29 protein-coding genes, 1 tRNA gene, 1 pseudogene and 1 riboswitch are annotated in these 25,739 nt (G+C 70.9%); of the genes and pseudogenes, 19 read left to right on the forward strand and 12 right to left on the reverse strand.

The genetic code is table 11. The features are described 5' to 3' along the window. Positions 1-2: 2 nt before the first annotated feature. Positions 3-443 carry a type II toxin-antitoxin system PemK/MazF family toxin gene (locus ABZ823_RS00540; protein WP_361652119.1) on the reverse strand — a complete coding sequence of 147 codons (441 nt, stop codon included), beginning with the start codon at positions 441-443 and terminating at the stop codon, positions 3-5. 246 nt (positions 444-689) lie between these two features. Between ABZ823_RS00540 and ABZ823_RS00545 the strand changes: the two genes are divergently transcribed. Then, positions 690-1,442: an MBL fold metallo-hydrolase gene (locus tag ABZ823_RS00545; RefSeq protein ID WP_361652121.1), complete on the forward strand. Its 753-nt coding sequence runs from the start codon at positions 690-692 to the stop codon at positions 1,440-1,442. Between the two features lie 85 nt (positions 1,443-1,527). Here ABZ823_RS00545 and ABZ823_RS00550 read toward each other — a convergent pair whose 3' ends face one another. Continuing rightward, the gene (locus ABZ823_RS00550) at positions 1,528-1,737 is read right to left on the reverse strand and encodes a hypothetical protein (RefSeq protein ID WP_361652123.1); all 210 of its coding nucleotides are present in this window, start codon (positions 1,735-1,737) and stop codon (positions 1,528-1,530) included. Between the two features lie 136 nt (positions 1,738-1,873). Continuing rightward, positions 1,874-3,142, reverse strand: a complete 1,269-nt coding sequence (locus tag ABZ823_RS00555; RefSeq protein ID WP_361652125.1) for a PTS transporter subunit EIIC — start codon at positions 3,140-3,142, stop codon at positions 1,874-1,876. Positions 3,143-3,479: 337 nt separating this feature from the next. On the opposite strand from ABZ823_RS00555, the gene ABZ823_RS00560 reads away from it, so the two are divergent. The 4 genes from ABZ823_RS00560 (at position 3,480) to rdgB (ending at position 5,813) form a co-directional block, all read left to right on the forward strand. Further along, positions 3,480-3,713, forward strand: coding sequence for a PTS glucose/sucrose transporter subunit IIB (locus tag ABZ823_RS00560; protein WP_361652126.1), 234 nt, complete (start codon positions 3,480-3,482; stop codon positions 3,711-3,713). Positions 3,714-3,809: 96 nt separating this feature from the next. After that, positions 3,810-4,541 carry a ribonuclease PH gene (gene rph / locus ABZ823_RS00565; protein WP_361652128.1) on the forward strand — a complete coding sequence of 244 codons (732 nt, stop codon included), beginning with the start codon at positions 3,810-3,812 and terminating at the stop codon, positions 4,539-4,541. 171 nt (positions 4,542-4,712) lie between these two features. Then, positions 4,713-5,108, forward strand: coding sequence for a hypothetical protein (locus ABZ823_RS00570; protein ID WP_361652130.1), 396 nt, complete (start codon positions 4,713-4,715; stop codon positions 5,106-5,108). 102 nt (positions 5,109-5,210) lie between these two features. Next, the gene (rdgB, locus tag ABZ823_RS00575) at positions 5,211-5,813 is read left to right on the forward strand and encodes an RdgB/HAM1 family non-canonical purine NTP pyrophosphatase (RefSeq protein WP_361652132.1); all 603 of its coding nucleotides are present in this window, start codon (positions 5,211-5,213) and stop codon (positions 5,811-5,813) included. Positions 5,814-5,866: 53 nt separating this feature from the next. Here rdgB and ABZ823_RS00580 read toward each other — a convergent pair. The 4 genes and pseudogenes from ABZ823_RS00580 to bcp all read right to left on the reverse strand — a co-directional run bounded on the left by ABZ823_RS00580 (position 5,867) and on the right by bcp (position 7,710). After that, positions 5,867-5,941 (reverse strand) — tRNA-Leu (locus ABZ823_RS00580). A gap of 15 nt (positions 5,942-5,956) precedes the next feature. Then, on the reverse strand, positions 5,957-6,613 hold the full coding sequence (locus ABZ823_RS00585) for an HNH endonuclease (protein ID WP_361652134.1): 657 nt from the start codon (positions 6,611-6,613) through the stop codon (positions 5,957-5,959). Further along, a pseudogene (locus tag ABZ823_RS00590) lies at positions 6,610-7,112 on the reverse strand (HNH endonuclease signature motif containing protein); the annotation flags it as partial. The pseudogene ABZ823_RS00590 and the gene ABZ823_RS00585, both read right to left, overlap by 4 nt. Before the next feature lie 130 nt (positions 7,113-7,242). Continuing rightward, on the reverse strand, positions 7,243-7,710 hold the full coding sequence (bcp, locus tag ABZ823_RS00595; RefSeq protein WP_361652136.1) for a thioredoxin-dependent thiol peroxidase: 468 nt from the start codon (positions 7,708-7,710) through the stop codon (positions 7,243-7,245). A 162-nt stretch (positions 7,711-7,872) separates the two neighbouring features. On the opposite strand from bcp, the gene ABZ823_RS00600 reads away from it, so the two are divergent. The 3 genes from ABZ823_RS00600 (at position 7,873) to ABZ823_RS00610 (ending at position 9,114) form a co-directional block, all read left to right on the forward strand. After that, positions 7,873-8,211: a DUF3618 domain-containing protein gene (locus ABZ823_RS00600; protein WP_361652138.1), complete on the forward strand. Its 339-nt coding sequence runs from the start codon at positions 7,873-7,875 to the stop codon at positions 8,209-8,211. A 43-nt stretch (positions 8,212-8,254) separates the two neighbouring features. Then, positions 8,255-8,596 (forward strand): co-chaperone GroES, encoded by a 342-nt coding sequence (locus tag ABZ823_RS00605; RefSeq protein ID WP_361652140.1) that lies wholly within the window; start codon positions 8,255-8,257, stop codon positions 8,594-8,596. A 93-nt stretch (positions 8,597-8,689) separates the two neighbouring features. Beyond that, positions 8,690-8,748: riboswitch (guanidine-III (ykkC-III) riboswitch) on the forward strand. Between the two features lie 45 nt (positions 8,749-8,793). Next, a complete protein-coding gene (locus tag ABZ823_RS00610; RefSeq protein ID WP_361652142.1) occupies positions 8,794-9,114 on the forward strand; it encodes a multidrug efflux SMR transporter in 321 nt (106 codons plus the stop codon). A 38-nt stretch (positions 9,115-9,152) separates the two neighbouring features. Here the strand turns inward: ABZ823_RS00610 and ABZ823_RS00615 are convergent, their stop codons facing one another. Beyond that, positions 9,153-11,555, reverse strand: a complete 2,403-nt coding sequence (locus tag ABZ823_RS00615) for a transglycosylase domain-containing protein (protein WP_361652144.1) — start codon at positions 11,553-11,555, stop codon at positions 9,153-9,155. Positions 11,556-11,757: 202 nt separating this feature from the next. Here ABZ823_RS00615 and ABZ823_RS00620 point away from each other — a divergent pair, with 202 nt between their 5' ends. The 4 genes from ABZ823_RS00620 to ABZ823_RS00635 are packed head-to-tail and all read left to right on the forward strand — an operon-like array spanning position 11,758 to position 15,446. After that, positions 11,758-12,558: an ABC-2 family transporter protein gene (locus ABZ823_RS00620; RefSeq protein ID WP_361652146.1), complete on the forward strand. Its 801-nt coding sequence runs from the start codon at positions 11,758-11,760 to the stop codon at positions 12,556-12,558. A 28-nt stretch (positions 12,559-12,586) separates the two neighbouring features. After that, positions 12,587-13,447 carry an ABC transporter permease gene (locus tag ABZ823_RS00625; protein ID WP_361652815.1) on the forward strand — a complete coding sequence of 287 codons (861 nt, stop codon included), beginning with the start codon at positions 12,587-12,589 and terminating at the stop codon, positions 13,445-13,447. A gap of 58 nt (positions 13,448-13,505) precedes the next feature. After that, positions 13,506-14,495 carry an ATP-binding cassette domain-containing protein gene (locus ABZ823_RS00630; RefSeq protein ID WP_361652817.1) on the forward strand — a complete coding sequence of 330 codons (990 nt, stop codon included), beginning with the start codon at positions 13,506-13,508 and terminating at the stop codon, positions 14,493-14,495. A gap of 33 nt (positions 14,496-14,528) precedes the next feature. Further along, positions 14,529-15,446, forward strand: a complete 918-nt coding sequence (locus tag ABZ823_RS00635; RefSeq protein ID WP_361652148.1) for a DUF1707 domain-containing protein — start codon at positions 14,529-14,531, stop codon at positions 15,444-15,446. Between the two features lie 353 nt (positions 15,447-15,799). Here the strand turns inward: ABZ823_RS00635 and ABZ823_RS00640 are convergent, their stop codons facing one another. After that, positions 15,800-17,128 (reverse strand): SGNH/GDSL hydrolase family protein, encoded by a 1,329-nt coding sequence (locus tag ABZ823_RS00640; protein ID WP_361652150.1) that lies wholly within the window; start codon positions 17,126-17,128, stop codon positions 15,800-15,802. Between the two features lie 422 nt (positions 17,129-17,550). On the opposite strand from ABZ823_RS00640, the gene ABZ823_RS00645 reads away from it, so the two are divergent. The 3 genes from ABZ823_RS00645 to ABZ823_RS00655 all read left to right on the forward strand — a co-directional run bounded on the left by ABZ823_RS00645 (position 17,551) and on the right by ABZ823_RS00655 (position 21,035). Then, the gene (locus tag ABZ823_RS00645; RefSeq protein ID WP_361652152.1) at positions 17,551-18,813 is read left to right on the forward strand and encodes a DUF445 domain-containing protein; all 1,263 of its coding nucleotides are present in this window, start codon (positions 17,551-17,553) and stop codon (positions 18,811-18,813) included. Positions 18,814-18,974: 161 nt separating this feature from the next. Further along, complete coding sequence (locus ABZ823_RS00650; protein ID WP_361652154.1) at positions 18,975-20,456, forward strand: MFS transporter; 1,482 nt, start codon at positions 18,975-18,977, stop codon at positions 20,454-20,456. Between the two features lie 123 nt (positions 20,457-20,579). Beyond that, positions 20,580-21,035 (forward strand): hypothetical protein, encoded by a 456-nt coding sequence (locus tag ABZ823_RS00655; RefSeq protein WP_361652156.1) that lies wholly within the window; start codon positions 20,580-20,582, stop codon positions 21,033-21,035. 10 nt (positions 21,036-21,045) lie between these two features. Here ABZ823_RS00655 and ABZ823_RS00660 read toward each other — a convergent pair whose 3' ends face one another. Next, on the reverse strand, positions 21,046-21,528 hold the full coding sequence (locus tag ABZ823_RS00660; RefSeq protein ID WP_361652158.1) for a hypothetical protein: 483 nt from the start codon (positions 21,526-21,528) through the stop codon (positions 21,046-21,048). Between the two features lie 185 nt (positions 21,529-21,713). On the opposite strand from ABZ823_RS00660, the gene ABZ823_RS00665 reads away from it, so the two are divergent. After that, positions 21,714-22,709: a helix-turn-helix domain-containing protein gene (locus ABZ823_RS00665; protein ID WP_361652160.1), complete on the forward strand. Its 996-nt coding sequence runs from the start codon at positions 21,714-21,716 to the stop codon at positions 22,707-22,709. 13 nt (positions 22,710-22,722) lie between these two features. Here ABZ823_RS00665 and ABZ823_RS00670 read toward each other — a convergent pair whose 3' ends face one another. Then, positions 22,723-23,037: a hypothetical protein gene (locus tag ABZ823_RS00670; RefSeq protein WP_361652162.1), complete on the reverse strand. Its 315-nt coding sequence runs from the start codon at positions 23,035-23,037 to the stop codon at positions 22,723-22,725. 200 nt (positions 23,038-23,237) lie between these two features. Between ABZ823_RS00670 and ABZ823_RS00675 the strand changes: the two genes are divergently transcribed. From ABZ823_RS00675 to ABZ823_RS00685, 3 genes are all read left to right on the forward strand, one after another. Then, positions 23,238-23,660, forward strand: a complete 423-nt coding sequence (locus ABZ823_RS00675) for an Hsp20/alpha crystallin family protein (RefSeq protein ID WP_361652164.1) — start codon at positions 23,238-23,240, stop codon at positions 23,658-23,660. A gap of 115 nt (positions 23,661-23,775) precedes the next feature. Continuing rightward, a complete protein-coding gene (locus ABZ823_RS00680; protein ID WP_361652166.1) occupies positions 23,776-24,375 on the forward strand; it encodes a DUF2267 domain-containing protein in 600 nt (199 codons plus the stop codon). A gap of 184 nt (positions 24,376-24,559) precedes the next feature. Next, the gene (locus ABZ823_RS00685; RefSeq protein ID WP_361652168.1) at positions 24,560-25,033 is read left to right on the forward strand and encodes a carboxymuconolactone decarboxylase family protein; all 474 of its coding nucleotides are present in this window, start codon (positions 24,560-24,562) and stop codon (positions 25,031-25,033) included. A 95-nt stretch (positions 25,034-25,128) separates the two neighbouring features. Here the strand turns inward: ABZ823_RS00685 and ABZ823_RS00690 are convergent, their stop codons facing one another. Beyond that, a complete protein-coding gene (locus ABZ823_RS00690; RefSeq protein WP_361652170.1) occupies positions 25,129-25,545 on the reverse strand; it encodes a hypothetical protein in 417 nt (138 codons plus the stop codon). Positions 25,546-25,739 lie beyond the last annotated feature (194 nt).

Here is a 25,739-nt window from a genome sequence, read left to right on the forward strand (position 1 = left end):
GCTCACCCCGCCAGGTAGCGCACCTGGTCCCACAGAGCGGGGTCCACCACGCCCACCCGCCGCCGGAAGTCCCACAGCGGCACGTCCCTCAGCTCGTCCGTCTCCAGGAAGCTCGGCCGGCCGCGGGCGTCGGCCACGGTGCCCGGCGGCAGCGGGATCACACCCGCGCGCTCGTCATGGAACCTGCTGGTGATCCCGGCGACCGTCGCGCTGTCCCCGTGCACCGTCAGCACCAGACACGGCCGCTCCCGGCCACCGCCGCGGCCCTGGGAAGGCACGTCCGCCCACCAGATCTCGGCCGGACGCGGATGCGCCCGGGCACGGTCGGCCGGGCACCTGGCCGCACGGCGGCGACGCCCGCCGCGCCCCCACCCGTCCACCAGCGTCGCGACCAGCGCGAGCAGCACCACCGCCGCCAGCGCCAGCCACCAGGACGTGTCCATACGGATGACGGTACCGGCGCGTGTGCCGCGACGCCCGCCCTCCCCAACTCCCGGGCGCTCCCTCATAAGCCCCATGCGCCCCGGTTCCAGCCGAACCGGTGACACAGCAGGTGAGTTCCCCCACAACGGCCCCTGGCAAAGGAGCGACCCGACCTTCTGCGCCTTAGGCTCGACGGACCGCACGACCCCCGTCACCGTTCCCGTCCCTGCCTTCTGCACTTATCGCCACGCGGAGGTTCCAGCTCTATGAAGCTCACCGTCGTCGGCTGCTCGGGGTCGTTCCCGTCCGCGGAATCGGCCTGCTCGAGCTACCTCGTCGAGGCCGACGGCTTCCGGCTGCTGCTCGACATGGGCAACGGCGCCCTTGGCGAGTTGCAGCGCCACTGCGGTCTCTACGACCTCGACGCGATCTTCCTCAGTCATCTGCACGCCGACCACTGCATCGACATGCTCGGGTACTTCGTCGCGCGCTACTACCGTCACGACGGCGGCCGCGCGGCACCCATCCCGGTCTACGGCCCCGAAGGCACCGAGCAGCGCCTGACCACCGCCTATGCCGACACCCCCTCGGCCTCCTCGATGAGCGAGGTCTTCGACTTCCACACGGTCAAGCCGGGCACCTTCGAGATCGGCCCCCTCACCGTCCACACGGAACGCGTGCGCCACCCCGTGGAGGCGTACGCCATCCGCGTCGAGCACGGCGGCAGCTCGCTCACCTACTCCGGCGACACGGGCCCGAGCGAGGCCCTGGAGGCCCTCGCCCGTGACACGGACCTCTTTCTGTGCGAGGCCGCGTTCACCTACGGCAAGGAGGACATCCCGGACCTCCACCTCAACGGCCGCGAGGCCGGCGAGACGGCCGCCCGCGCCGGCGCCCACCGCCTGATCCTCACCCACATCCCGCCGTGGACCGACCCGGAGATCAACCTGGCGGACGCCCGCGCCGTCTACTCCGGGCCGGTGCAGCTGGCGGCGCCCCGGGTGTCGTACGAGGTCTAGGCCAGGCCAGGCCTGGACCGGTCCAGGCCTGGTCCAGGCGCGCGAGGGCCCCGAGCGGTTTCGGGGCCCTCGACCGTGTGCGGAATCAGGCGACGGCGCCGTCCGATGCCTCGGCCAGCAGGCTGGCGAGCATCTCGAAGTCCTCGGTCACGCTCCGGCCGGCGCCACGCGCGGCCGCCTTCCGGTAGGCGGGCAGCACCGTCTCGTAGCGGCCGCTGGCGAGCCCGAGCATCGACTGCAGCTCGAACAGGCGGGCCATGAGATGGCGGTTCGACGGTTCCTCGGCCGATTCCACCGCGGTGATGCCGTCGACCAGGGCTGACAGCCGGCCCAGGAGCCTGCTGGATGAACTCCCGAATGCGGGTACGTCGAATTCCCCGGTCGCACTGCGGCCGGGGAATCCGGTGTCGGGTCGGTGCCGGAAAAAAGCCTTACTTGGCCTCGGCCTTCTGCAGTTCGGCGAGTTCCTCGTCCGACTCACGGCCCGGGGTGGGCAGGTTGAACCTGGTGATCGCGAAGCGGAAGACGACGTAGTAGACGGCCCCGAAGCACAGGCCGACCAGCGCCAGGCCCCAGGGGTTGCTCGCGATGCCCAGGTTCAGGAAGAAGTCGATCGCGCCTGCGGAGAAGCCGAAGCCGTCCTTCATGCCCAGCGCCCAGGTCAGTGCCATGGAGACGCCGGTGAGGACCGCGTGGATGGCGTACAGGACCGGCGCGATGAACATGAACGTGAACTCGATCGGCTCGGTTACGCCGGTGACGAAGCTGGTCAGCGCGAGCGAGAGCATCATGCCGCCGACGACCTTGCGGCGCTCAGGGCGGGCGCAGTGCACGATCGCGAGACAGGCGGCCGGCAGGCCGAACATCATGATCGGGAAGAAGCCGGTCATGAACTGGCCCGCGGTCGGGTCGCCGGCCAGGAAGCGCGCGATGTCACCGCTCTTGCCGTGGTATTCGCCCGCCTGCAGCCAGGGGAAGGAGTTCAGCAGGTGGTGCATGCCGATCGGGATCAGCGCACGGTTGGCGACACCGAAGATGCCGGCACCGACGGCGCCCGAACCCACCAGCCACTCACCGAAGTTGTGCAGACCAGTGCCGAGGACCGGCCAGATGTAGCCGAACACGATGCCGAGGAGCAGGCCCGCGAGCGCCGACAGGATCGGCACCAGCCGGCGGCCGCCGAAGAAGCCCGCCCAGTCCGGCAGCTTGGTGCGGTAGAACCGCTGGTAGATCAATGCGACGGCGAGACCCATCACCACACCGCCGAGGACCTTGGCGTCCGCCGCGGCGTCGACCATGACGATCTTGCCGTCGACGACCGTTGCCACCTTCGGGAGGTTCTTGTCGGTGAACGTGGCCAGCACGTTCTTGAAGACCAGGTAGCCCACGACCGCGGCGAGCGCCGTGGAGCCGTCCGACTTCTTCGCGAAGCCGATCGCGATGCCCACCGCGAACAGCAGCGGCATGTTGTCGAGGATCGCGTTGCCGCCGGCGGCCATGAAGCTCGCGATCTTCGTGAGGAAGGTGGGGAAGGAGGGGCGTCCGAGCATGTCGGTGTTGCCCAGACGCACCAGGAGGGCGGCAGCGGGAAGCACCGCCACCGGCAGCATGAGGCTGCGGCCGATGCGCTGCAGAACAGCCATCGCGCCCGCGCCCTTCTTCTTTTTGTCGGCCGCGGGGGCGGCGCTGACCGTGGACACTACTTCCTCCAGTGGGCATGGCGCCGCCCGGGGACAGGGGGAGGGGGACGGCGGCGTCTCCGTGGTCTACACCACTCGGTGGTGTAGACCTGTTGTAGCACGGTGAATGCGGGATAAGGAACCCACGAATTCTCTGGCCCTGGGCATACGGGGAGCAATGCCCATAGAGGGAGAAATGCGACACACTGCTTGGCGTCCTCCCCCAAGTGGTGTAGACCAGCGTCCCGGCGGTCGCGCTGCCGGGACCCCTCCTCGGGTGTCGACGACATGACCGCTCGCAAAGTTGGGCCAACTGTGGGTTACTGCGACAAAGCGGTTCGGATCAGGGAGACAAGACATGGCCAGCAAGGCTGAGAAGATCGTTGCCGGGCTCGGCGGCATCGACAACATCGAAGAGGTCGAGGGCTGCATCACCCGGCTCCGCACCGAGGTCAACGACCCCTCGCTGGTCGACGACGCCGTCCTCAAGGCCGCAGGCGCCCACGGCGTCGTCAAGATGGGCAGCGCCATCCAGGTCGTCATCGGCACCGACGCCGACCCGATCGCCGCGGAGATCGAAGACATGATGTGAGCAACCCCGGACCCGAACAGGTCCGGCGCTCACCCGCAAGGGGCCCGTTCCACCGAGGGACGGGCCCCTCGCGCGCGTACGGATAGGCTCGGACCCATGTCTCGAATCGACGGACGCACCCCCGACCAACTCCGCCCCATCACCATCGAACGCGGCTGGAGCAAGCACGCCGAGGGCTCCGTCCTCGTCTCCTTCGGCGACACCAAGGTCCTCTGCACCGCCTCCCTCACCGAAGGCGTGCCGCGCTGGCGCAAGGGCAGCGGCGAGGGCTGGGTCACCGCCGAGTACGCCATGCTCCCCCGCGCCACCAACACCCGCGGCGACCGCGAGTCGGTCAAGGGCAAGATCGGCGGCCGCACGCACGAGATCAGCCGCCTCATCGGCCGCTCCCTGCGCGCCGTCGTCGACTACAAGGCGCTCGGCGAGAACACCGTCGTCCTCGACTGCGACGTCCTCCAGGCGGACGGCGGCACCCGCACCGCCGCGATCACCGGCGCCTACGTGGCACTCGCCGACGCCGTCGCCTTCGCCCAGCGCAAGAAGCTGGTCAAGGCCGGCCGCCAGCCGCTGACCGGCACCGTCTCGGCCATCTCCGTGGGCATCGTGGGCGGCGTCCCCCTCCTCGACCTCTGCTACGAGGAGGACGTCAGGGCCGAGACCGACATGAACGTCGTCTGCACCGGCGACGGCCACTTCGTCGAGGTCCAGGGAACGGCCGAGGCAGCGCCGTTCGACCGCAAGGAACTGACCGCCCTCCTCGACCTCGCCGTCGCGGGCTGCGACCGACTGGCGGCGCTCCAGCGCGCGGCACTCGAGGCAACCGAGTAGCGCCGTCCGGCGTTTTGGGAGGTAGCCGCACAGCCGGCGCGGCAGGGCGCCGGGGCGGACCCGCGCACCCCGCCGCGCCGGCCCCGTACGCCTGGCCAGGCGTCGCAGGCGCCGGACCGGCCGGCGCCTCCACGGAAGACCGCGGCACCGTCAACGGGGAGGAACCCTTCCATGGCCGCGCGCCACCGCCGCACCACCGTCACCGCGTTCGCCGCCGTCGCCGCACTCGCCGCCATGGGCGCGAGCGCCGGCTGCGACGCCGTCGGCAAGGCGATCGACTGCGTCCAGACCGCCGACGCGATAGCCGACAGCGTCACCGACCTCCAGCAGGCCGCCGAGAACGCGGCGAACGACCCCACCCAGGCGAACGCCTCCCTGAACTCCATCGAGAAGAACCTCGACAAGATCGGCGACAAGACGGACAACGTCGACGTCAACAAGGCCGTCGACGACGTCCGCAAGGCGGTCGGGAACGTCCGCGACGCCCTCGAGAACGGCGACCGGACCCCCGACATCGGCCCGGTGACGGACGCGGCCGGCGAACTGACCAAGGTCTGCACGTCCTAGACACCGGCACCCGCACCGGCACCGCGGCCGGCGTGCGGCGATCAGGCATAGCCCCCCGGGGCACGGCGAAGCGGCACCGGCGGCGCACGGATACTGGAGGGCATGACCCGCCTGATCCTCGCCACCCGCAACGCCGGAAAGATCACCGAACTCAGGGCGATCCTCGCCGATGCCGGCCTCCCACACGACCTCGTCGGCGCGGACGCCTACCCCGACATCCCCGACGTCAAGGAAACCGGCGTCACATTCGCCGAGAACGCCCTGCTCAAAGCCCACGCCCTGGCCCGGGCGACGGGCCTGCCCGCCGTCGCCGACGACTCCGGCCTCTGCGTGGACGTCCTGGGCGGCGCCCCCGGCATCTTCTCGGCACGCTGGGCGGGCCGGCACGGCGACGACCAGGCGAACCTGGAACTGCTCCTGGCCCAGCTCGCCGACATCGACGCCCCCCACCGGGGCGCCCACTTCGCCTGCGCCGCCGCCCTGGCCCTGCCGGACGGCACCGAACGCGTGGTCGAGGGCCAGCTCAGGGGAACCCTCCGGCACGCCCCCTCCGGCACGAACGGCTTCGGCTACGACCCGATCCTCCAGCCGGAGGGCGAGACGCGCACCTGCGCGGAACTGACCCCCCAGGAGAAGAACGCGATCAGCCACCGCGGCAAGGCGTTCCGCGCGCTGGTACCGGCGGTGCGGGAACTGCTGGGCTGAGCGTGTATGCCGAAGGGCGCACCAGCCGTGGGCGGTGCGCCCTTCGCGCGCGGTAGGCCCGGTGGGACTCGAACCCACGACACACCGGACCTAAACCGGTGCCCTCTAGCCAGCTGGGGTACGGGCCCGCAGCGCCGCCTACTCTACTGGGCGCTGCGCCCCGCTCGCCGACCTCCTCTGCACCACGTGCTGGTGATCGCGTGGCAGTTGGGACAGAGCAGCCGCAGGTTCTCCCTCCGGTTGTCCCTCCAGTCCCCGTTGATGTGGTCGATCTCCAGAGTCATGGGCTTCCCGAGCCACTCGGGGCCGACCCCGCATCCGGCGCACCGCTCCGGCACGCCGATGTCCCGAAGCGCACGGCGCAGGCGTGCCGTGCCTATCCGGGGGTGACCGTCGTGGTGGACCAGGACGTCCTCAGGCCGTTTGGCATTGAGGCTCCGTTTCCCTCGCTGGTGTCCTTGTCCCAGGAAATGGGAGGTGGTCAGGCTCTCTTCGGCGATCCACCGGCGTAGCAGTGTCCGCTGCCCTCGGTTGTCGGGGCGTTGCAGGCGGCGCAGTACCTCGCTGAGGCAAGCCGACTCGGTGACCGCCACGCGCAGCTCGTCGGGCGTAGGGCGGAGACGTCTGTTGGGGCGGAAGTGGGAAGTGTCGATTCCGAAGTCGGCGAACCGCTTCTGGAGATATCGCCGGAGGTTGCCGTACGGCTGGGTGCCGAAGAAGGCGATGACCTCGTCGAGGCTGACACACTGCTCGGCTGCCTGGATCAACCGCTCGCGGGTGTACTGGACGCCACTGCTCATACGACGCCTTCCCGAGCACGGCCCCTGCCGCGGCCACGGTAACCATCCGTCGTCGAGTGGCAGTTGGGACAGAGGAGCCGAAGGTTCTCGAGATGCGGTTGTCCCGCCAATTGCCGTTGATGTGGTCGACCTCCAGTGGGAGTGGCTCCCCGAGCCAGACCGCTTCCATTCCGCAGAGGGAGCAGCGCTCCTCCACGCCCACCTCGCTCATAGCCCTCTTGAGCCGATGGCTCGGAACACGCCGAGCATGCGCTGAGGTGTCCTCGACGAGGATCTCCTCAGCGGTCCGGCGGCGCTGGTTGTGCCTCATACGCTCGGTTCGCGCCGCGGATGTGAAGTGCGAGGTATCGATCCCGTGCGCCTTGATCCTGCGGGCGATGTTTGCCTGATGTCCGCCCACGGAGTCGAGCCCGAGCCGACGTACCACCTCGTTGACGCTCGTGGATGCCGCGACCACGGGTTCGAGAACTTCCCTCGTCCACTTCACCCCCTCTCGCTTCGCTCCGGCCGCGTGTTCGCTGCCTCGCACGGAGTAACGAACCGCTAATCGGACAGTCACGGCCGCAATGCGGAACGGCTCGTGCCGATGGGTTCGGTACGAGCCGTTCGGGCGGTCGGGGATATGGGTCCTAGATCGCCAGATCCTTGATGATCTTCGCCACGTGCCCCGTCGCCTTCACGTTGTACAGGGCGTGCTCGACCTTGCCCTCCTCGTCCACGATCACCGTGGAGCGGATGACGCCGACGACCGTCTTGCCGTACAGCTTCTTCTCGCCGAACGCCCCGTACGCCTCCAGCACCGTCTTGTCCGGGTCGGCGAGCAGGGTGACCTTGAGGTCCTCCTTCTCGCGGAACTTCGCCAGCTTCTCCGGCTTGTCGGGCGAGATGCCGATGACGTCGTAGCCCGCGCCCGCCAGCAGCTCGAGGTTGTCCGTGAAGTCGCACGCCTGCTTGGTGCAGCCTGGGGTGAGCGCGGCGGGGTAGAAGTACACGATGACCTTGCGGCCCTGGTGGTCGGCCAGGGAGACCTCGTTGCCGTCGGCGTCCGGCAGGGTGAAGGCGGGGGCGGTGTCGCCGGGCTGAAGTCGCTCGCTCATCGTTACCTCACATGCAGGGGGCGGTTACCCGACGAGCCTAATCCGCGTCCGGGTGCTCCAGAGGGGTGCCGATGGGTGCGTTCGGCCCGGAGCTGACAGACTGTCGACCACAGATGCAGGAATTGCGCGGAACACGTCGCAAACGACCACGGAGGAAGCGCGGTGGCGGACACGTCGAGCACACCGGACACCAGAACTCCGGCGCAGATCGAGGCGGACATCAAGCGCCGTCGCGAAACGCTGGCCGAGACGCTCGACGAGATCGGCGTCCGGGTGCACCCGAAGACGATCGTCGGGGACGCCAAGGCCAAGGTCGTCTCCCATGTCGACAACACCCTCGGGCGCGCGTACGTCGGCGCGAACCGGGTCGTCGGCGAGGTGAAGGGGCAGCTGGTCACGGAGGACGGCGCGCCGCGGCTGGAGCGCATCGTGCCCGTGGCCCTGGTGGTGGTGGGGGTCGTGGGCCTGCTCGCCTTCGGCGCCCGGCGGCGCAGGGGCTGACCCGGCCGAGCGCGGAGTCGTCGGAGACAGGTAGGTTCGGGGCGTGAGCGAGAAGACCTACCACGACAAGTTGCCCATCCGGATGCTGCACGACCGTGTGCTGGTGCGGCAGGACGCCGCCGAGGGCGAGCGCCGGTCCGGCGGCGGCATCCTGATCCCCGCGACCGCGGCCGTCGGCCGGCGTCTCGCCTGGGCGGAGGTCGTCGCGGTCGGGCAGAACGTACGGACCGTCGAGCCGGGCGATCGGGTGTTGTTCGACCCCGAGGACCGGGCCGAGGTCGAGGTGCGCGGGATCGCGTACGTCCTGATGCGCGAACGCGATCTGCACGCCGTTGCGGCGGACCGCTTCGAGGGGTCGGAGGACTCCACGGGGCTGTACCTGTAGGCCTGGTAGGCCGCGAAGGTCGGCGGAGGAAACGGAGAAAGGGGCTGGTGACCCTCGTCACCAGCCCCTTTTGCCGTTCCTTTGCTAGGTTGGGCGGGCCCGCGAGGGACCCGACGAGACGCGCCGTACCGGGACCGCAAAGACGACGCACCCCTGTTGATCACCGGAACACGTCACCGGAACACGGAGGTGCCCCCATGGCCTGGGTCCTGCTCGTCCTCGCCGGCCTGTTCGAGGTCGGCTGGTCGGTCGGCATGAAGTACACCGACGGATTCACCCGCCCGTGGCCGAGCCTCGCCACCGGCGCGGGCATCGTCGCCAGCATGCTCCTGCTGTCGTACGCGGCGCGGTCCCTGCCCATCGGTACGGCGTACGGCGTCTGGGTGGGCATCGGCGCGGCCGGCGCGGCGGTGCTGGGTATGACCGTGCTCGGCGAGCCCGCGACCGCCGCGCGGATCTTCTTCGTGGGGCTGCTGCTGGTGGCCGTGGTGGGGCTGAAGGTGACCTCGGGACGCTGACCCGGCCGGTCGCCATCAGGGCCGTCCGGCCGCCGCGCTCAGAAACCCACGCCGCCGGTCGCGCCGCCGGTCCCGTCCGTCCCGCCGTTGCCGGTCGTGCCTCCGGCCCCGGGGGTGCCCGTGGTGCCGCCCGCGCCGGTGGTGCCTCCCGTGCCCGTCGTCCCTCCGGCCCCCGTGGTGCCTCCTGCGCCGGTGGTGCCGCCCGTGTCCGTGGTGCCTCCGGTCCCGGGGGTGCCGCCGGGGTCGGTCGGGCCGCCGGTGCCGGGGGTGCCGCCGTTCGTCCGGCCCTGGGTCTGGTCCTGGCCCTGGGTGCTCTGGTCGCCCGTCGTGCCGCCGTTGGCCTGGGTGCCGGTGGTGCCGGGCTGCTGGTTCGTGGGGCCGGTGGAGGGCTCCAGGGTCTGGTCGGCGCCGGCCTGGAGCCGGAGGTCGAAGTCCTGCACCGGCCTGCCCTTGAGCGCGTCCTTCGTGAACTGCGCCCAGATCTGCGCGGGCACGCCGCCGCCGTTGATGCGGGGCAGGCCCATCGCGCCGTACAGCGGCTTGTGGGCGGCGGTGACCGGGTCCTGGCCCATCACGGAGACCACCGTGGCGAGGTCGGGGGTGTAGCCCGCGAACCAGGCCGCCGTGTCCTCCTCCGCGGTGCCGGTCTTGCCGGCGGCCGGACGGCCGGCGGCCAGGGCGTTGGTCGCCGTGCCGTTCTGGACGACGCTCTGGAGGACCGAGGTGGTGGTGTCGGCGGCCTCGCGGCTGACGGCCTGGCGGGTCTTGCGCTCGGGCAGCTGGACCACGTCCATGCCGTCCTTGGTGATCTTGTCGATCAGTGTGTAGGTGCCGTGCTCGCCGTGGTTGGCGAGCGTCGCGTACGCCTGAGCCATGTCCAGGACGCTGGCGGTGGCCGTGCCGAGCGCGATGGACGGGTAGGGGTTCAGGTCCTTGGTGCCGGACGGGATGCCGAGGTCGACCGCGGTCTGCTTGACCTTCTCGGGGCCGACGTCCACGGCCATCTGCGCGTACACCGAGTTGACCGACTTGTCGGTGGCGGTGCGCACGGTGATGTCGCCGTAGGAGTGGCCGTCCTCGTTCTCGGGTGCGTAGGCGCCGCCGTTCCATCCCTGGACCGGGCGCTTGTCGGTGCCGTCGTAGACGGTGTTGGGCGTGATGGGGCGGCCGTCCTGGGTCTGGGAGCGGTTCTCCACGGCCGAGGTGAACACGAACGGCTTGAAGGTGGAGCCGACCTGGAAGTCACCGCGCGTGGCGTTGTTCGTGTACTGCTTGACGTAGTCGATGCCGCCGTAGAGGGCGACGACCTTGCCGGTACGGGGGTCGACGGCGGCGCCGCCCGCGCGGACATAGGTGTCGACCTTGCGGTTCTTCGTGTCCAGTTTGGACATCAGCTGGTCGTTCACCGCGTGGACGAAGGCGTCCTGCTTGCTCTTCTGAAGGGTGGTGGTGATGCGGTAGCCGCCGGCGGCGAGCCTGTCCGAGTCGACGATCTTGTTCTCGAGCAGATAGTCCTTGATCGCGTCGAGGAGGTAGCCGCGCTGGCCGGAGAGGCCGGTGGAGGTGGTGGCCTCCTTGGGCATGGGGAACTTGGTCCGGGCGCGCTCGGAGGCGCTGAGCCAGCCCTTCTTGACCATGCCGTCGAGGACGTAGTTCCAACGGGCCTGGGCCGCGGCCTTGTTCTCCGGGTGCGCGACGACGTCGTACTCGCTGGGCGCGTTGAGCAGCGCGGCGAGGTAGGCGCCCTTGGCCGGGTCGAGGTCCATGGCGTCGACGCCGTAGTAGGCGCGGGCGGCGGCCTGGATGCCGTAGGCGTTGCGGCCGAAGAAGCTGGTGTTGAGGTAGCCCTCGAGGATGTCGTTCTTGCTCTTCTCGCGGTCCAGCTTGATCGAGATGAAGAACTCCTTCACCTTGCGGGTGACGGTCTGTTCCTGCCCCAGGTAGTAGTTCTTGACGTACTGCTGGGTGATCGTGGAGCCGGACTGCTTGCCCTTGCCGGTGGCGGTGTTCCAGCCGGCGCGGACCATGGCCTTGGGGTCGACCGCGGACTCGGTGTAGAAGTCGCGGTCCTCGGCGGCCAGTACGGCGTGCTGGGCGTCCTTGGAGATCTGGGGGAGGCCGACGTTCTCGCGGTTGACCTTGCCGTCGCGGGCGATCTCGGTGCCGTCCGCGTACAGATAGACGTTGCTCTGCTTGGTCGCCAGCGCGTTGGCCGGCGGGATCCTGACCATGGAGTAGCCCAGGGCGAACAGGCCGGCGAGCAGCAGTATCCCGATGACGAAGGTGCCGAGCACCATCCGCCAGGTGGGGATCAGCCGACGCCATCCCGTGCGCCTCCGCTTCGGCTTCCCGCCGGACTGCGGATCCAGGGCCGCGGGCTGCGGCGGCTCTGTGGACGCCACGCCCTTGCTGCTCTGCTGCGGCTGCGGCTCGTCGCTCATCGTGGTGCCGGACTCCCGTTTCGCGTCGTACGTTCCCGTACGCCCTCATACGCCATGTGCGCCCCCTGATGAAGACTGTCGCACCAACCGTTCCGTTCCCGGTACCGCGGACCTGTGGGACGGGAAAACGTGTGGTACGCCACTTCGTCCGCGCGCTAGGCTCCTGCGCTTCGCTCCGGCACGTGTGGAAGGGGGTTCTCCCGTGGGGTCAGGGCGGTTGTACGCCGCTGTCGCCGCCGGTGGTTTCCGGCGGTACGCGACCTACCGGACCGCGACCGCGGCGGGGGTGTTCACCAACACAGTCTTCGGATTGATCTTGGCATACACCTACCTCGCCCTGTGGCACGAACGGCCTCACCTCGGGGGGTACGACGAGGCCCAGGCGTTGACGTACGTGTGGGTCGGGCAGGCGCTGCTGATGACCGTCTCGGTGATGGGCGGCGGCTTCGAGGACGAACTGGCCGAGCGCATCCGCACCGGCGACATCGCGATCGACCTGTACCGGCCCGCCGACCTCCAGCTGTGGTGGCTGGCCGGGGACCTGGGCAGGGCCCTGTTTCATCTGGTGGCGCGGGGCGCGCTCCCGATGGCGGTCGGCGCGGTTCTCTTCCCGCTGGCTCTGCCCTCCCGCCCGCTGGCCTGGGTGGCGTTCCTGGCCGCCGTCACGCTGGGCGCGGTGGTCAGCTTCGCGCTCCGCTTCCTGGTCGCGCTCAGCGCGTTCTGGCTGATGGACGGGGCGGGTGTGGCGCAGATCTCCTGGATCACGGCGACGTTCTGCTCGGGCATGCTGCTGCCGCTGAACGTCTTCCCCGGCGTGCTCGGCGAGATCGTGCGCGCCCTGCCCTGGGCGTCGCTCATCCAGGCGCCCGCGGACGTCCTGCTGGGCGCGGCGGACCCGGCGGCCGTCTTCGCCCGCCAGCTCGCCTGGGCCGTGGTGCTGCTGGTGGCCGGACGGATGCTCCAGTCGGCGGCGACGCGCAGGGTGGTGGTCCAGGGTGGCTGAGGAGACGTACGGGGGCGTGTACGCGGACGTGGAGACGGCCCGGGACCGGCGCTCGCCCCGACGGGGTGCACGGACGCACGGCAGGGTCCGTGAGGGCCTGCGCGCCTACCGGCTGATCAGCGGGATGTGGATCCGCTCCACGATGGCTTACCGGGCCTCGTTCGTGATGAACACGCTCGGCAACTTCGTGGCGACCGCGCTGGACTTCGTCGCGATCCTGCTGATGTTCTCCCGGGTCGAGGTCCTCGGCGGGTTCCGGCTGCCCGAGGTCGCCTTCCTGTACGGCCTCTCGGCGACCGCGTTCGGGCTCGCGGACCTCGCGATCGGCTCCATGGACCGGCTGGGGCGGCGGGTGCGCGACGGCACCCTGGACACCCTGCTGGTGCGCCCCGCGCCGGTCCTCGCGCAGGTCGCCGCGGACCGCTTCGGGCTGCGCCGGCTCGGCCGGGTCACCCAGGGGGCGTGCGTCCTCGGGTACGCGCTCGCCGCGCTCGATGTCGCCTGGACCCCGCTCAAGGTGGTGCTGGTCCCGCTGGCGCTGCTCAGCGGCGGGCTGATCTTCTGCGCGCTGTTCGTGGCGGGCGCGGCCTTCCAGTTCGTCGCCCAGGACGCCTCCGAGGTGCAGAACTCCTTCACCTACGGCGGTCAGACGCTGCTCCAGTACCCGCCGACCGTCTTCGCGAAGGAGCTGGTGCGCGGGGTGACCTTCGTGCTGCCGCTCGCCTTCGTCAACTGGCTGCCCGCGCTGTACGTGCTGGGGCGGCCCTATCCGCTCCACCTGCCGACGTGGGTCGCCTTCGCCTCGCCGCTGGTGGCGGCGGGCTGCTGCGCCGCGTCGGGGCTGGCCTGGCGCGCGGGACTGCGTTCGTACCGGAGTACGGGGAGCTGAGGGACTCATGGACGGTGGGCTCATGCACGACGGCGGCTTGCCGCGGGACGGTGCCTTCATGGAGCACGACGGCGGCGTGCCGCGGGACGGTGCCTTCATCGAACTGGACCGTGTGGAGAAGGTCTTCCATGTGCGCAAGCGGACCGGTTTCCTCAGGAGCGAGCGGCGGCAGGTGCGGGCCGTCGACGCGCTCTCCTTCACCGTGGCGCGCGGTGAGATGGTCGGCTACATCGGGCCGAACGGCGCCGGGAAGTCCACCACCATCAAGATGCTGACCGGGATCCTCACTCCGAGCGGCGGCCGGCTGCGGGTCGCCGGAATCGATCCTTCCCGCGAGCGGACGCGGCTCGCGCAGCGTATCGGGGTGGTGTTCGGGCAGCGGACGACCCTGTGGTGGGACCTGCCGCTGATCGACTCCTACCGGCTGATGCACCGGATGTACCGCATCCCGGACGGGCGGTACCGCGAGAACCTGGACCGCCTGGTCGAACTCCTGGAGCTGGGTGGCCTGTTGGACGTGCCGGTGCGGCAGCTGTCGCTGGGGCAGCGGATGCGCGGCGACATCGCGGCGGCGCTGCTGCACGACCCGGAGGTGCTCTACCTCGACGAGCCGACGATCGGCCTCGACGTGGTCTCCAAGGCCAAGGTCCGCGCGTTCCTGCGGGAGTTGAACGCCGAGCGCGGTACGACGGTGCTGCTGACCACGCACGACCTCCAGGACATCGAGCAGCTGTGCTCGCGGGTGATGGTCATCGACCACGGGCGCCTGGTGTACGACGGCGCCCTGGCCGGGCTGCACGAGGTGGGTGACAGCGAGCGCGTCCTCGTGGTCGACCTGGAACGGGAACTGCCGCCGATCGAGGCGCCGCCCGCGCGGGTGGTGAGGGTCGAGGGACCGCGGCAGTGGCTCGCCTTCCCGGCGTCCCGGTCGGCGGCGCCGCTGGTGGCACGGATCGCGGCGGAGTATCCGCTGGTGGACCTGTCGGTGCGGGAGCCGGACATCGAGGCGGTGATCGCGCGGATGTACGCCGACAGGGCTTCGGCATAGTCCGGCGCGCGGGGAACTCGTAGGCTGAGGCCCATGACCGACGCTGTGTCTTCCGGGGGACGTGACGATCAGCGGCTGACGCCGCGGGATTACGGGCCCCCGGCCGGGGATCTCCGTGCTTCCGACACCGATCGCGAGCGGGTCGCCGAGGTCTTGCGGGACGCGCTCGCGGAGGGGCGTCTCGACATGGAGGAGTTCGAGGAGCGGCTGGAGGCGACGTACCGGGCGCGGACCTACGGCGAACTCGCGCCGATCACCCGGGACCTGCCCGCCGCGGGCGTCGAGGGCCCGCCGGTGTCACTGGTCAAGGAGCCCGGGACCGGCGGGACTTGGCGGGAGCGGATCGTCGGCGGCGAGGGTTCCTCCTCGTGGGCCGTCGCCGTCATGTCCGGGTTCCAGCGCAAGGGGCGCTGGACGGCGCCCCGGCGGTTCAACTGCTTCGCCTTCTGGGGCGGCGGTGAGATCGATTTGCGGGAAGCCTGCTTCGCGGACCGCGAGGTCGAGATCAACTGCGTGGCGATCATGGGCGGGATGAACGTGATCGTGCCGCCGGGCGTCGAGGTGGTGGTACGCGGCATCGGGATCATGGGCGGCTTCGACCACCGCGAGGAGGGGACGCCCGGCGAGCCGGGCGCGCCGCGGGTGATCGTCACCGGTTTCGCGTTCTGGGGCGGGGTCGGCGTCGAGCGCAAGCTGACCCGGGCCGAGCGGCAGCGGCTGAAGGAGGAGCGGCGCCAGGAGAAGCTGGACCGCAAGGCCGCGCGCAAGGAACTGAACACCTCCCGCCGTCAGGGCCTGGACGGCTTGGAGGGCCTGCTCGACGCCCGCGAGGCCCTGGAGGAACACCGCGAACGGCTGCGCGAACTCCGCGAGGAGCGCCGCGACCGCCACGAGGAGCGCCGACAGTCCCGCCGCGAGACACGCGAGCGGCGCCGGTACGGGGACTACTGACGGGACTGCGGAACGGTCCGCGTCGGCGGTGACTGGTGGCGGGGTTCCGCGGCTACGGATGCCCGGTCGTGGTGGCCCTGCCGGCGGTCGGCCGGCTTCGGTGGGTCCGCGTCGCGGGTGTTCGTCCGCGGCGGGGGGCGTACCGGTGGATGCCCGGTCGCGTCGGCTCCGCGGGCACTGGTGGCCGCACCCGTGACCGCGTGCGTGGCGGGTGGCGGCGGTGCAGGCGTATGCCGCTGTTTCGCACGGGTGTTTCGCACGGGTGCGGGCCCGCGGCCCCGCACCGCCCGCCGGGGGCTCCGGGCGGCCGCAAGCCGGTCCGCCCGGGCAGGGGCCGGGCGGGAGCCTCGCCGTCACAGCTGCGCCGGTGCCGAGCCCTTCAGCGAGGTCAGGTCGAAGACCTCCGCCATTTTGGCGAAGCCCCTGTCGCTGGGGTGAAGGTGGTCACCCGAGTCGTAGCGGGCGCCCAGCCGGCGCGGGTCGTACGGGTCGCGCAGCGCCGCGTCGAAGTCGACGACCGCGTCGTACACCGTGCCCGACCGGATCCGCGCGTTGACGGCCTGCCGTACCTGCTCGCGGTCGTCCCGGTAGCCGCGGTGGCCCCCGAACGGCATCAGCGTCGCCCCGACGACCCTCAGCCCGCGTGCGTGCGCCTCGCGGACCAGGGTGCGCAGGCCCGCCGTGATCCGGTCCGCGTCGGCCCGGCCGGGATTGCGCAGGATGTCGTTGACGCCGAGGTCGACGACGACGGCCTTGACGTTCGTACGGCCCAGGACGTCACGGTCGAAGCGGCTGAGGGCGCTCGGGTTGTCCGCGGGCCGTCCAAGGCCCCCGGCCAGGACCCGGTTGCCGCTGATCCCCTGGTTGACCACGCTGTAGCGCGGCACGTCACCGGACCCGGCCGCGTGGCGCAGCCGCTCGGCGAGGACGTCCGTCCAGCGGCGGTTGGCGCCCTCGGTGGAGGTGATGCCGTCGGTGATCGAGTCGCCGATCGCGACCACGGTCCCGACCGCCTCGTCGCTGAGCACGTCGAGCGCCGTCAGACAGCGCCAGTACGGGCTCTGCTCGGTGTACCCGGCGCCGCTCGCGTCCTCCGTGCGGTCGCCCCCCGCGGCGTAGGAGATCTGCCGGGCGTGCCGGTGGAAGGTGACCGGGCCCGACGGGGTGGGGGAGTACGTGGTCACGAGCACGTCGGAGTCGGCCGGGACGGCGAGGGGCACGGCGTCGCTGACCACCTGCCCGCCGGCGGGCACGGCGACCGAGGCGGCGCCGCCGAAGGTGACCCGGCGCATGGTGTCGGCGGCCGCGGCCGGGCCGCCCGCCGCGGCGACCGCGATCGAGGCGTGCGTGACGGTCATCGGCTGCCGTCCGTAGAGATTGGACAGCGTGATACGGGCACTCGTACCGCCTACGTCGGTGTGCACGACGTTGCGCACGGACCGTCCTGCCATCCCGTACGTCCCGGTGCCGGGTTCGGCGCCGGAGGGCGAGGCGGACCAGGTGCTCACCCAGGCACCGACCGAGGCGGGGGCGGCGGAGCCCGGCTGGGCCGGGTGGCCGGCGGCGAGGGTGCCGCGGCTGCCGCCGTCATCGGCCGCCGCGGTGATGTATATGACGGCGGACAGGGCCACGATCACGGTGACGATCGCGGACAACAGGGCATAACCGTGACGCCTGGTCATGCGGCGCGTCTCTCCTCGGGCGAGAGGAGCCCGAGGCTCCGGAGTTGATGACTCTCATGATGCGTCATGAGGCGGGAGGGAACGGAGGGGCCCCACTGATCCCCGACAGGAACCCTGACGAGACCCTGAAAAGCCCCCGAGAGTTCCCCGACCGGACAGACGCGGGGAACTCCCGTTCCGTTCCAGGAGTCGGTCAGGAAGGGACAATGTGTAACGGGGGACACGATCGGGTGGAGCGGATGGAACGCATAAAACCGGATGAATCGGTAAGTGCCGGGCGGTCTGCCGGTGCTGGGCGATCCGTCGGCCCTGGGCGGTCCCGGGGCGGCGGGCGGTCCGCGGGCGGTGGGCCGTCCTCCGGCGCGGGCGCCGGCACGGGCCGTGCGGCCGCCGCGAGCGGAGCGGCCGTCCCGAGCCGTGCGATGACCGCCTTCAGCCCCGCCGACGAGGAGAAGCGCCAGGGCGTGCGCCGGATGAAGATCACGGCGACGGGCCTGCTGCTTCTCGTCGCGCTCGTGTACGTCCTCGCCACCTGGGCGCGGCACGCCGGCGCGGGCCCCTGGACCGGTTACGTGGCGGCGGCCGCCGAGGCCGGCATGGTCGGCGCGCTCGCCGACTGGTTCGCGGTCACCGCGCTCTTCCGGCACCCGCTCGGCCTGCCCATCCCGCACACCGCGATCATCCCGAACAAGAAGGACCAGCTCGGCGTCTCCCTGGGCGAGTTCGTCGGTGAGAACTTCCTCTCCGAGGAGGTCGTACGGCAGCGGCTGCGCGCCGTCGGCATCAGCAGCCGCCTGGGCGCCTGGCTCGCCCGGCCGGAGAACGCCGACCGGGTGACGGCCGAACTGGCGACGGCTCTGCGCGGCGCCCTGACCGTGCTGCGCGACTCCGACGTCCAGGCGGTGGTCGGCGAGGCCATAACCCGGCGCGCCGACGCCCAGGAGATCGCTCCCGGCCTCGGCAAGATGCTGGAGAGGGTCGTCGCGGACGGCGGCCACACACGGATCGTGGACCTGGTCTGCATCCGTGCCCACGACTGGCTGGTCCTGCACGACGACCAGGTCATGGCCGCCGTCCAGGGCGGCGCCCCCGGCTGGACCCCCCGGTTCGTCGACAAGAGGGTCGGTGAGCGCGTCTACAAGGAGCTGCTGCGGTTCGTCATCGAGATGCGCGACTCGCCCTCGCATCCGGCGCGTGGCGCCCTCGACCGGTTCCTCGCCGACTTCGCCTCCGACCTTCAGTCCGACACGGACACCCGGGCGCGCGTGGAGCGGCTCAAGGGCGAGGTGCTGGGCCGTGGCGAGGTCCAGGACCTGATCGCCTCCGCCTGGACGGCCGTCCGGTCCATGATCGTCTCCGCCGCGCAGGACGAGCGGAGCGAGCTGCGGGTGCGGGTGCGGGCGTCGCTGCTGTCGCTGGGCAACCGCATGGCGAACGAACCGGGGACCCAGAACAAGGTGGACCGGTGGGTGGAGGGCGCGGCGGTGCACGTCGTGACGACGTACCGCAAGGAGATCACCTCCCTCATCACGGACACGGTCGCGAGCTGGGACGCCGGGCACACCACGCGGAAGATAGAGGCGCACATCGGCCGGGACCTCCAGTTCATCCGGATCAACGGCACGGTGGTGGGTTCGCTCGCGGGACTGCTGATCTACACGATGTCGCGACTCCTCGGGGCGTGAGCCACGGACGGGGCGGGCTTCCTGGTGGCGTGAGTCGCCGCGTCGGCGCGGGGTGCCCGCAGGTGAGTCGGCGGCCGGTGGGCGGTGCCCAGGGCGTAAGGCACTGGTGAGCGGGCACTCGGGCCTCGTGCGGCGTCAGCCGGCGTCACAAGGAGGCAAGCATGTCCATCACCGCGCCACAGCCCGGCACGGTCACCACCGCTATACCCGCTCGACTCGATCGCCTGCCCTGGTCGCGCTGGCACTGGACGATCGTGATCGGACTCGGCACGGTATGGATTCTCGACGGCCTGGAGGTCACGGTCGTCGGCAACATCGCCAGCCGGCTGTCGGAGCCGGGCAGCGGACTGCCGATCAGCTCCAGCCAGGTCACCGGTCTCGCGGCGGCGCTGTATGTCGCGGGCGCCTGCACCGGCGCCCTCTTCTGGGGCCGCCTGACCGACCGCTACGGCCGCAAGAAGCTGTTCATGATCACTCTCGCGGTCTACCTCGGCGCCACCGCCCTGACCGCGGTCTCCTTCCAGTCCTGGTGGTTCTTCCTCTTCCGCTTCCTCACCGGCTTCGGCATCGGCGGTGAGTACGCGGCCATCAACTCCGCGATCGACGAACTGATCCCGGCGTACTACCGAGGCCGCGTCGACCTGGTCATCAACGGCAGCTTCTGGCTGGGCGCGGTCGGCGGCTCCCTGCTGTCGATCCTCGCGCTGAACACCGACATCCTGCCGAAGGACGTGGGCTGGCGGCTGACGTTCGCCCTGGGCGTCGTGCTCGGCCTGGTCATCCTCCTGGTGCGGCGACATGTGCCCGAGAGTCCGCGCTGGCTGCTGATCCACGGCAGGGAGCAGGAGGCGGAACAGGTGGTGTCCTCCGTCGAACAGAAAGTCGAAGCGGAGAAGGGCGAACCGCTGCCGCGGCCCCGGGGCGAGATCACCATCCACCAGCGCCGGAGCATCGGCTTCCTCACCATCGCCCGCACGGTCTTCTCCCGGTACCGCAAGCGCGCCGCCCTGGGCTTCTCCCTCTTCATCGGCCAGGCGTTCCTGTACAACGCCATCACCTTCGGCTTCGGCGCGATCCTTACCAAGTTCTTCGACGTTCCCGCCGACCACACCGGCTACTACTTCGCCGTCATCGCGGTCGGCAACTTCCTCGGCCCGCTGCTGCTCGGCAAGCTCTTCGACACCGTCGGCCGCCGGGTGATGATCTCCTCGACGTATCTGCTGTCCGGGCTGCTGCTGTTCGGCACGGCCTGGCTCTTCGGCCGGGGTGCGCTGAGCGCGGGCACGCTGACGGCCTGCTGGTGCGCGGTGCTGTTCTTCGCCTCGGCGGGGGCCTCCAGCGCCTACCTGACGGTCTCCGAGGTGTTCCCGATGGAGACCCGGGCCATGTCCATCGCCTTCTTCTACGCCCTCGGCACCGCGGCCGGCGGCATCAGCGGCCCCCTGCTGTTCGCGGACCTCACCAGCACCGGCAAGGTCGGTGACACGGTCCTCGCCTTCCAGATCGGCGCGGCGCTGATGTGCGCGGCGGGCCTGGTCGCGGCCGTGCTCGCGGTACGCGCGGAACGCCGCTCGCTCGAGGACATCGCCCAGCCGCTGACGGCGGTGACGGGCGGCGCGGCGAGCGCGAACGCGACACCATAGGCGACCCCCGGCGCGTCCGACCGGTCGGCAGGGCCCGGCATCGGCACACCGAGCCGGATGAGTACGGGTACTTGAGTACCCGTACTCTGTCGACTCCGCCGTTCCACCGGGACCCTCGTACGCATGACCGAGAAGCTGCTCCGCCCCATGCGAACGCGCCCCTGGCCCGAGCGCTGGCTGATCCGCCTGCTCGGCGCGGCCCTCGCCGCCCTGGCGTACCTGCTGTGCCTGCCCTGGGACCTGCGCAACCGGCCGACCACACCCGGAGGCATCGGGGAGACGACCCCCGTGACACCGGCCGGCGTCGTCGTCCTGGCGCTGGCCCTGCTGCTCCTCGCAGCCTACTTCGGCCACTGGGACCGGCTCGGCTGGGCCCTGCTGCTGGTGGCGGTGCCCCCGGCCACGCTGATGCATGTCGCCTTCCGCAGCCACCCGGAACCCGACGCCTCGCTCTGGCCCCTGGCCTGGGCCTTCTTCACCCTGCTGATCGCGGCCGGGGTGCTGGTGGCGGCCGGGGTGGCACGCGCCTGCCGGGGGGAGTGGGCCCGGGAGGACCTGACCCTCTCGAACCCCTTGTGAGACCCCGGCCCTAGGCCCCCGTGGTGGACCCGGGACGCACGATCATCAGCACGGTGACGGCTGCCCACAGGAGGTTGAAGACCCCGGTCACCATGGCGAGCCGAACGGTGGCCCGCTCGCCGACCGTTCCCCCGTGTCCCCCGTTCCCTCCGTCCCCCTCGTCGATGCCCTCGAGGATCCTGCCCTGCCAGGGCAGCACCAGGGCGGCGAGGACGACCGCGGCGAGCGCGGTCAGCACGATGGACACGATCAGCCAGGTGTCACCCAGCACCCCCATGTTCCTCGCGGTGGCGAACCCGAACACCGGGACGACGACACCCACGACGGCGTAGACCCGGCAGACGCGATATAGGAGCGCGAGGTGGTGGCGGCTTGCCCCGGGCCCGGCGAGCGCCTTGCGGGCCGTGGGCGGGAACAGGCTCGCGGCGACGGTGACGGGCCCGACGGCGACGATCGCGGCGAGGACATGAACGGCGAGAAGGAACTTGGTCACGGGCCGACGCTAAGGGCCGGGCCGATCTTGAGGAAGTGGCGAAACTGCCACCGCTCAACGGATTCCCGACACCCGCCGCACCCGGTCGCCTGAAAGCCCCCGACCTGCGGACCTCCTCCGGACGGCCCGCCGGATCCGCTGGCTCAAGAGTGGGCGCGAACGCGTCGCACCCCTACGCTCTCGCCATGCACACCGTGGCGGTCCTGGCCCTCGACCAGGTGATCCCGTTCGACCTCTCGTCCCCGATCGAGGTCTTCACCCGCACCCGGCTGCCCGACGGACGTGCCGCGTACCGGGTGCGCGTCTGCGCACCACAGGAGGAGGTGGACGCGGGGGCGTTCCGGATCCGGGCCCCTTACGGCCTGGACGCCCTGGCGGAGGCCGACACGATCATCCTGCCGGGCACCGCGAACCCGGCCCTGCCGCTGCCGGAGGACATCAAGCAGGCCCTGCGCGCGGCCGCCGCCAACGGCACACGCATCGCCTCCGTGTGCGCGGGCGCCTTCATACTCGCGGCGACGGGCCTGCTGGACGGACGGCGGGCCACGACGCACTGGATCGCGGCACCGCTGCTCGCCGAGCGTCACCCGGAGGTGACGGTCGACCCGGACGTGCTCTACGTCGACGAGGGCCAGTTCCTCACCTCGGCGGGCGCGGCCGCGGCACTCGACCTGTGCCTGCACATGATCCGCAAGGACCACGGCTCGGCGGTCGCCGCGGATGCGGCCCGGCTGTCGGTGATGCCGCTGGAGCGCGAGGGCGGACAGGCCCAGTTCATCGTCCACGCCCGGCCGCCGGCCCCCGCCGGGACCATCCTGGAACCGCTGCTGCGCTGGCTGGAGGAGAACGCCGACCGGGACCTCACCCTGGACCACATCGCGGCCCGCGCGGGCATGAGCTCCCGCACCCTCAACCGCCGCTTCCGCGAACAGACCGGCACCACGCCCCTGCAATGGCTGCACCGGGCGCGCATCCGCCGCGCCCAGTACCTCCTGGAGACCACCTACTACCCCGTCGAACGCGTCGCGACCCAGACGGGCTTCGGCTCCCCCACGGCCTTCCGGGACCGCTTCAAACGGGTGGTGGGCACAAGCCCGTACGCCTATCGGAGGGCGTTTCGGGGGGTAGGGGGACCCGGCGGCACCTGGACGGCCGGGCGCGCCGGGGACGAGGGGGCCTGAGCGCCCGGCGGTGTCACGAAACCCCTTGGCCGCGCCGGTCGGCCACGGCCCACGACGCCGCAGCGACGGCCCCCGCCACCCCGAAAACGGCAGGCCAGGCGCCCACCTTCTTGGCCAGCGGATGAGACCCGGCGAACGCGGCGACGTACGCGGCGGTCAGCGCCCCGGCCGCCGCGCTCCCGGCCTGCCTCCGCCACTGCCGCGCCGCCGCGGCCCCCGCGACGGCCAGTACGGCCCCGCCGAGCTGCCGCTTCTTGCTCCAGCGGGCGACTCCGTACCCGCCGACGAGCCCACTCGCGGCCACCAGGGCCGTAGGAACCTTCGCCATCGCTGCCCGCCGCCTTCCGCTGATACGTCTACGGACCGGACCACCGGCCGTGTTCCCGACCGCGCGCCCCGCGCAACGAGGCTAACTCCGCGAGAGATCCCCGGCCGGGTTGAGCCCATGCTTGTCAACTTTCTGCCTCCGCGCTATATAAGAAGCCGTAGGGCATCGCACCCAGTGCCTGACGAAGGGAGTGACCTGTGATGCTCATGCGTACCGACCCGTTCCGTGAACTCGACCGACTCACGCAGCAGGTCTTCGGTTCCACGACCCGCCCCGCGCCGATGCAGATGGACGCCTACCGTGTCGGCGACGAATTCGTCGTCCACTTCGACCTCCCGGGCATCGACCCCGAGACGATCGAGCTGGACGTCGAACGCCACGTCCTCAACGTCCGCGCCGAGCGCCGCTCCTCGGCCCCCGAGGGCGCCGAGATGGTCGTGGCCGAGCGCCCCACCGGATCCTTCACCCGCCAGCTGTTCCTGGGCGACACCCTGGACACGGAGCGCATCGACGCCTCGTACAACGCCGGCGTCCTGACCCTGCGCATCCCCGTCGCCGAGGAGGCCAAGCCGCGCCGCATCCAGATCACCGGCGGCGACAAGCCCAAGCAGATCAGCGGCTGACAGCCGCGCAGACGCGCCCGTCCCACCTCTACGGAATCTCGTGGGACGGGCGCGGCAATCGGGGTACCCGGGAGGCGACCGGGTGGGGAACGGAAGACGGAGGAGTACCCGCACGATGAGCACGATCATGACGAGCGCGGCGGCGACGAGCACGATCGACGGGACGGCGGCGACCGGCGACCTGGCCACGACCAAGGGGCCGACCGCTCACGAGGACCTCGTGGCGGCAGCAGGACCGGCGGCGGAAGAACTGGCGAGGGCGGCGAACGACCTGCTGTCGCCCACCGACGAGCCGGCCACGACCCCGCCACGCCCGGACTGGCCTCGGCTGATCGAGGCGGTCAAGGACTCCGGCCAGTACACGACCACCAAGGAAGCCGAGCGTGTCACGCGCCTCGTGCTCTCCACCCTGGGCGGCCACGTGGTCGGCGACGAGCGGGTGGAACTGGCCCGCCGGCTGCCCGAGGAGGCGGCCCGGCTGATCGCGTCGCAGATCCCGGTGACCTGCCCGCTGACGGCCCCGGAGTTCGTGGACTCGGTCGCGGCCCGCATCGAGGGAGCCACCCCGGCGACGGCACGCTGGGACGTAAGCGCGGTCCTCAGCGCGCTGCCCGAACTGATCGGCGACGGCCTGACGTCCCGCCTCCTTGCCCAACTCCCCACCGGCTACGCCCTGTTGTTCGGCAAGGCGGACCTCCTGACACGAGCCGCCTGAAACGGAGCCCTGACTGCGGAGCGAAGGGCCGGACCCGGAAGGGTCCGGCCCTTTCGCACGCACCGACCGACGAGCGAGCCGACATGAGACGCACGTCACACCGAACCGCCCACCCTGGCTGTCACATCCCGCCGGTCCGCTCCGTCAGCGCTGTGTAACGGTCCACACGGCAAGGGAGCTCACCATGGAAGCCCGGCTCAACTTCTTCGGCAACAACGTCGCGGCCAAGTTCACCAGGTACATCAACTCGGCGGGGAAGGTCATCGCCGACTCGACCCTCCCGGCGGCGACCCAGGAGCTGGTGAAGATCCGCGCCAGCCAGATCAACGGCTGCGGCTTCTGCACCGACATGCACACCAAGGACGCCGTGGCCGCCGGGGAAACCCAGCAGCGCCTCCACCTGGTCGCGGCCTGGCGGGAGGCCAAGGTCTTCACGGACGCCGAGCGCGCCGCCCTGGAGCTGACCGAACAGGGCACCCGCATCGCAGACGCGGCAGGCGGCGTCTCCGACGAGGCCTGGGCGAACGCCGCCAAGCACTACGACGAGGACCAGCTCGCCGCGCTGGTCTCCCTCATCGCCCTGATCAACGCGTACAACCGCATGAACGTCATCGTCCAGCAGCCGGCGGGCGACTACCAGCCGGGCCAGTTCGGCTGACGACGACCAGGGCCCCGGAGTTCCGGAGGGTCGGCGGCCGGTGCCGACCCTCCGGCCCGAACCGCCGGGGCGACCAGGACGAGGGAGTCCATCGGTCAGTCCGTCTCGACGAAGGGGGAGCAGGCCTCGGCTGTCGCGTCCAGTCGTGACCTGCCCGCCTCGACCAAGGCCGTGATCGAGCGTGGCGCGCACAAGTCGCCTTCGTAGCGCGGTGGGGTCACCCAGTACGTGCCGGGCGGCTGCCGCCGGTCGATTCGGGGCACTCCCAGATACGTACCGTGACCAAGACAAGTGGCGACATCGTCGTACGCCCAGGCGAGACCCGCGTGCCCTTGGATCAGGGCGTAGTACGTACCACCAGCGACGCGACGGTCGTAGATGATCGACCCGTCCAGTAACTCACCCAGCCTTGACGCGACTTGCGATCTGTTCTCGGTGCCCACGGCGGCGTGTACGACACAGGACTCGATGCGCACCGCGGCGAATCGCTCGCCCAGAGGCAGGAGCGCCACACCTTGAGTCGCCCATTCCGTCCGAGCCTGCTCCGGCGCGGGGTGCGCTCGCGCAAGCCATTCGGCAACCGCTCTGTCCACGACATCACGTGGTTCCACGATTTGGCTCCTGTTCCTGGTTACAGTCGGGCCCATGCACACAGAGTTCCTGAAGGGAAGGTCGCTTTCGAGGACTTGAAGAGGTCTCTGAAGGG

Source organism: Streptomyces sp. NPDC047079 (assembly GCF_040643755.1).
Lineage (GTDB): Bacteria > Actinomycetota > Actinomycetes > Streptomycetales > Streptomycetaceae > Streptomyces.

Excerpts from the sequence above, each read along its gene's own strand:
- ABZ823_RS00540 (WP_361652119.1), bottom strand. The coding sequence starts at position 443 with ATGGACACGTCCTGGTGGCTGGCGCTGGCGGCGGTGGTGCTGCTCGCG.
- ABZ823_RS00545 (WP_361652121.1), top strand. The coding sequence starts at position 690 with ATGAAGCTCACCGTCGTCGGCTGCTCGGGGTCGTTCCCGTCCGCGGAA.
- ABZ823_RS00560 (WP_361652126.1), top strand. The coding sequence starts at position 3,480 with ATGGCCAGCAAGGCTGAGAAGATCGTTGCCGGGCTCGGCGGCATCGAC.
- rph (WP_361652128.1), top strand. The coding sequence starts at position 3,810 with ATGTCTCGAATCGACGGACGCACCCCCGACCAACTCCGCCCCATCACC.
- ABZ823_RS00570 (WP_361652130.1), top strand. The coding sequence starts at position 4,713 with ATGGCCGCGCGCCACCGCCGCACCACCGTCACCGCGTTCGCCGCCGTC.
- rdgB (WP_361652132.1), top strand. The coding sequence starts at position 5,211 with ATGACCCGCCTGATCCTCGCCACCCGCAACGCCGGAAAGATCACCGAA.
- ABZ823_RS00585 (WP_361652134.1), bottom strand. The coding sequence starts at position 6,613 with ATGAGCAGTGGCGTCCAGTACACCCGCGAGCGGTTGATCCAGGCAGCC.
- bcp (WP_361652136.1), bottom strand. The coding sequence starts at position 7,710 with ATGAGCGAGCGACTTCAGCCCGGCGACACCGCCCCCGCCTTCACCCTG.
- ABZ823_RS00610 (WP_361652142.1), top strand. The coding sequence starts at position 8,794 with ATGGCCTGGGTCCTGCTCGTCCTCGCCGGCCTGTTCGAGGTCGGCTGG.
- ABZ823_RS00615 (WP_361652144.1), bottom strand. The coding sequence starts at position 11,555 with ATGAGCGACGAGCCGCAGCCGCAGCAGAGCAGCAAGGGCGTGGCGTCC.
- ABZ823_RS00630 (WP_361652817.1), top strand. The coding sequence starts at position 13,506 with ATGGAGCACGACGGCGGCGTGCCGCGGGACGGTGCCTTCATCGAACTG.
- ABZ823_RS00635 (WP_361652148.1), top strand. The coding sequence starts at position 14,529 with ATGACCGACGCTGTGTCTTCCGGGGGACGTGACGATCAGCGGCTGACG.
- ABZ823_RS00640 (WP_361652150.1), bottom strand. The coding sequence starts at position 17,128 with ATGACCAGGCGTCACGGTTATGCCCTGTTGTCCGCGATCGTCACCGTG.
- ABZ823_RS00645 (WP_361652152.1), top strand. The coding sequence starts at position 17,551 with ATGACCGCCTTCAGCCCCGCCGACGAGGAGAAGCGCCAGGGCGTGCGC.
- ABZ823_RS00650 (WP_361652154.1), top strand. The coding sequence starts at position 18,975 with ATGTCCATCACCGCGCCACAGCCCGGCACGGTCACCACCGCTATACCC.
- ABZ823_RS00655 (WP_361652156.1), top strand. The coding sequence starts at position 20,580 with ATGACCGAGAAGCTGCTCCGCCCCATGCGAACGCGCCCCTGGCCCGAG.
- ABZ823_RS00665 (WP_361652160.1), top strand. The coding sequence starts at position 21,714 with ATGCACACCGTGGCGGTCCTGGCCCTCGACCAGGTGATCCCGTTCGAC.
- ABZ823_RS00670 (WP_361652162.1), bottom strand. The coding sequence starts at position 23,037 with ATGGCGAAGGTTCCTACGGCCCTGGTGGCCGCGAGTGGGCTCGTCGGC.
- ABZ823_RS00675 (WP_361652164.1), top strand. The coding sequence starts at position 23,238 with ATGCTCATGCGTACCGACCCGTTCCGTGAACTCGACCGACTCACGCAG.
- ABZ823_RS00680 (WP_361652166.1), top strand. The coding sequence starts at position 23,776 with ATGAGCACGATCATGACGAGCGCGGCGGCGACGAGCACGATCGACGGG.
- ABZ823_RS00685 (WP_361652168.1), top strand. The coding sequence starts at position 24,560 with ATGGAAGCCCGGCTCAACTTCTTCGGCAACAACGTCGCGGCCAAGTTC.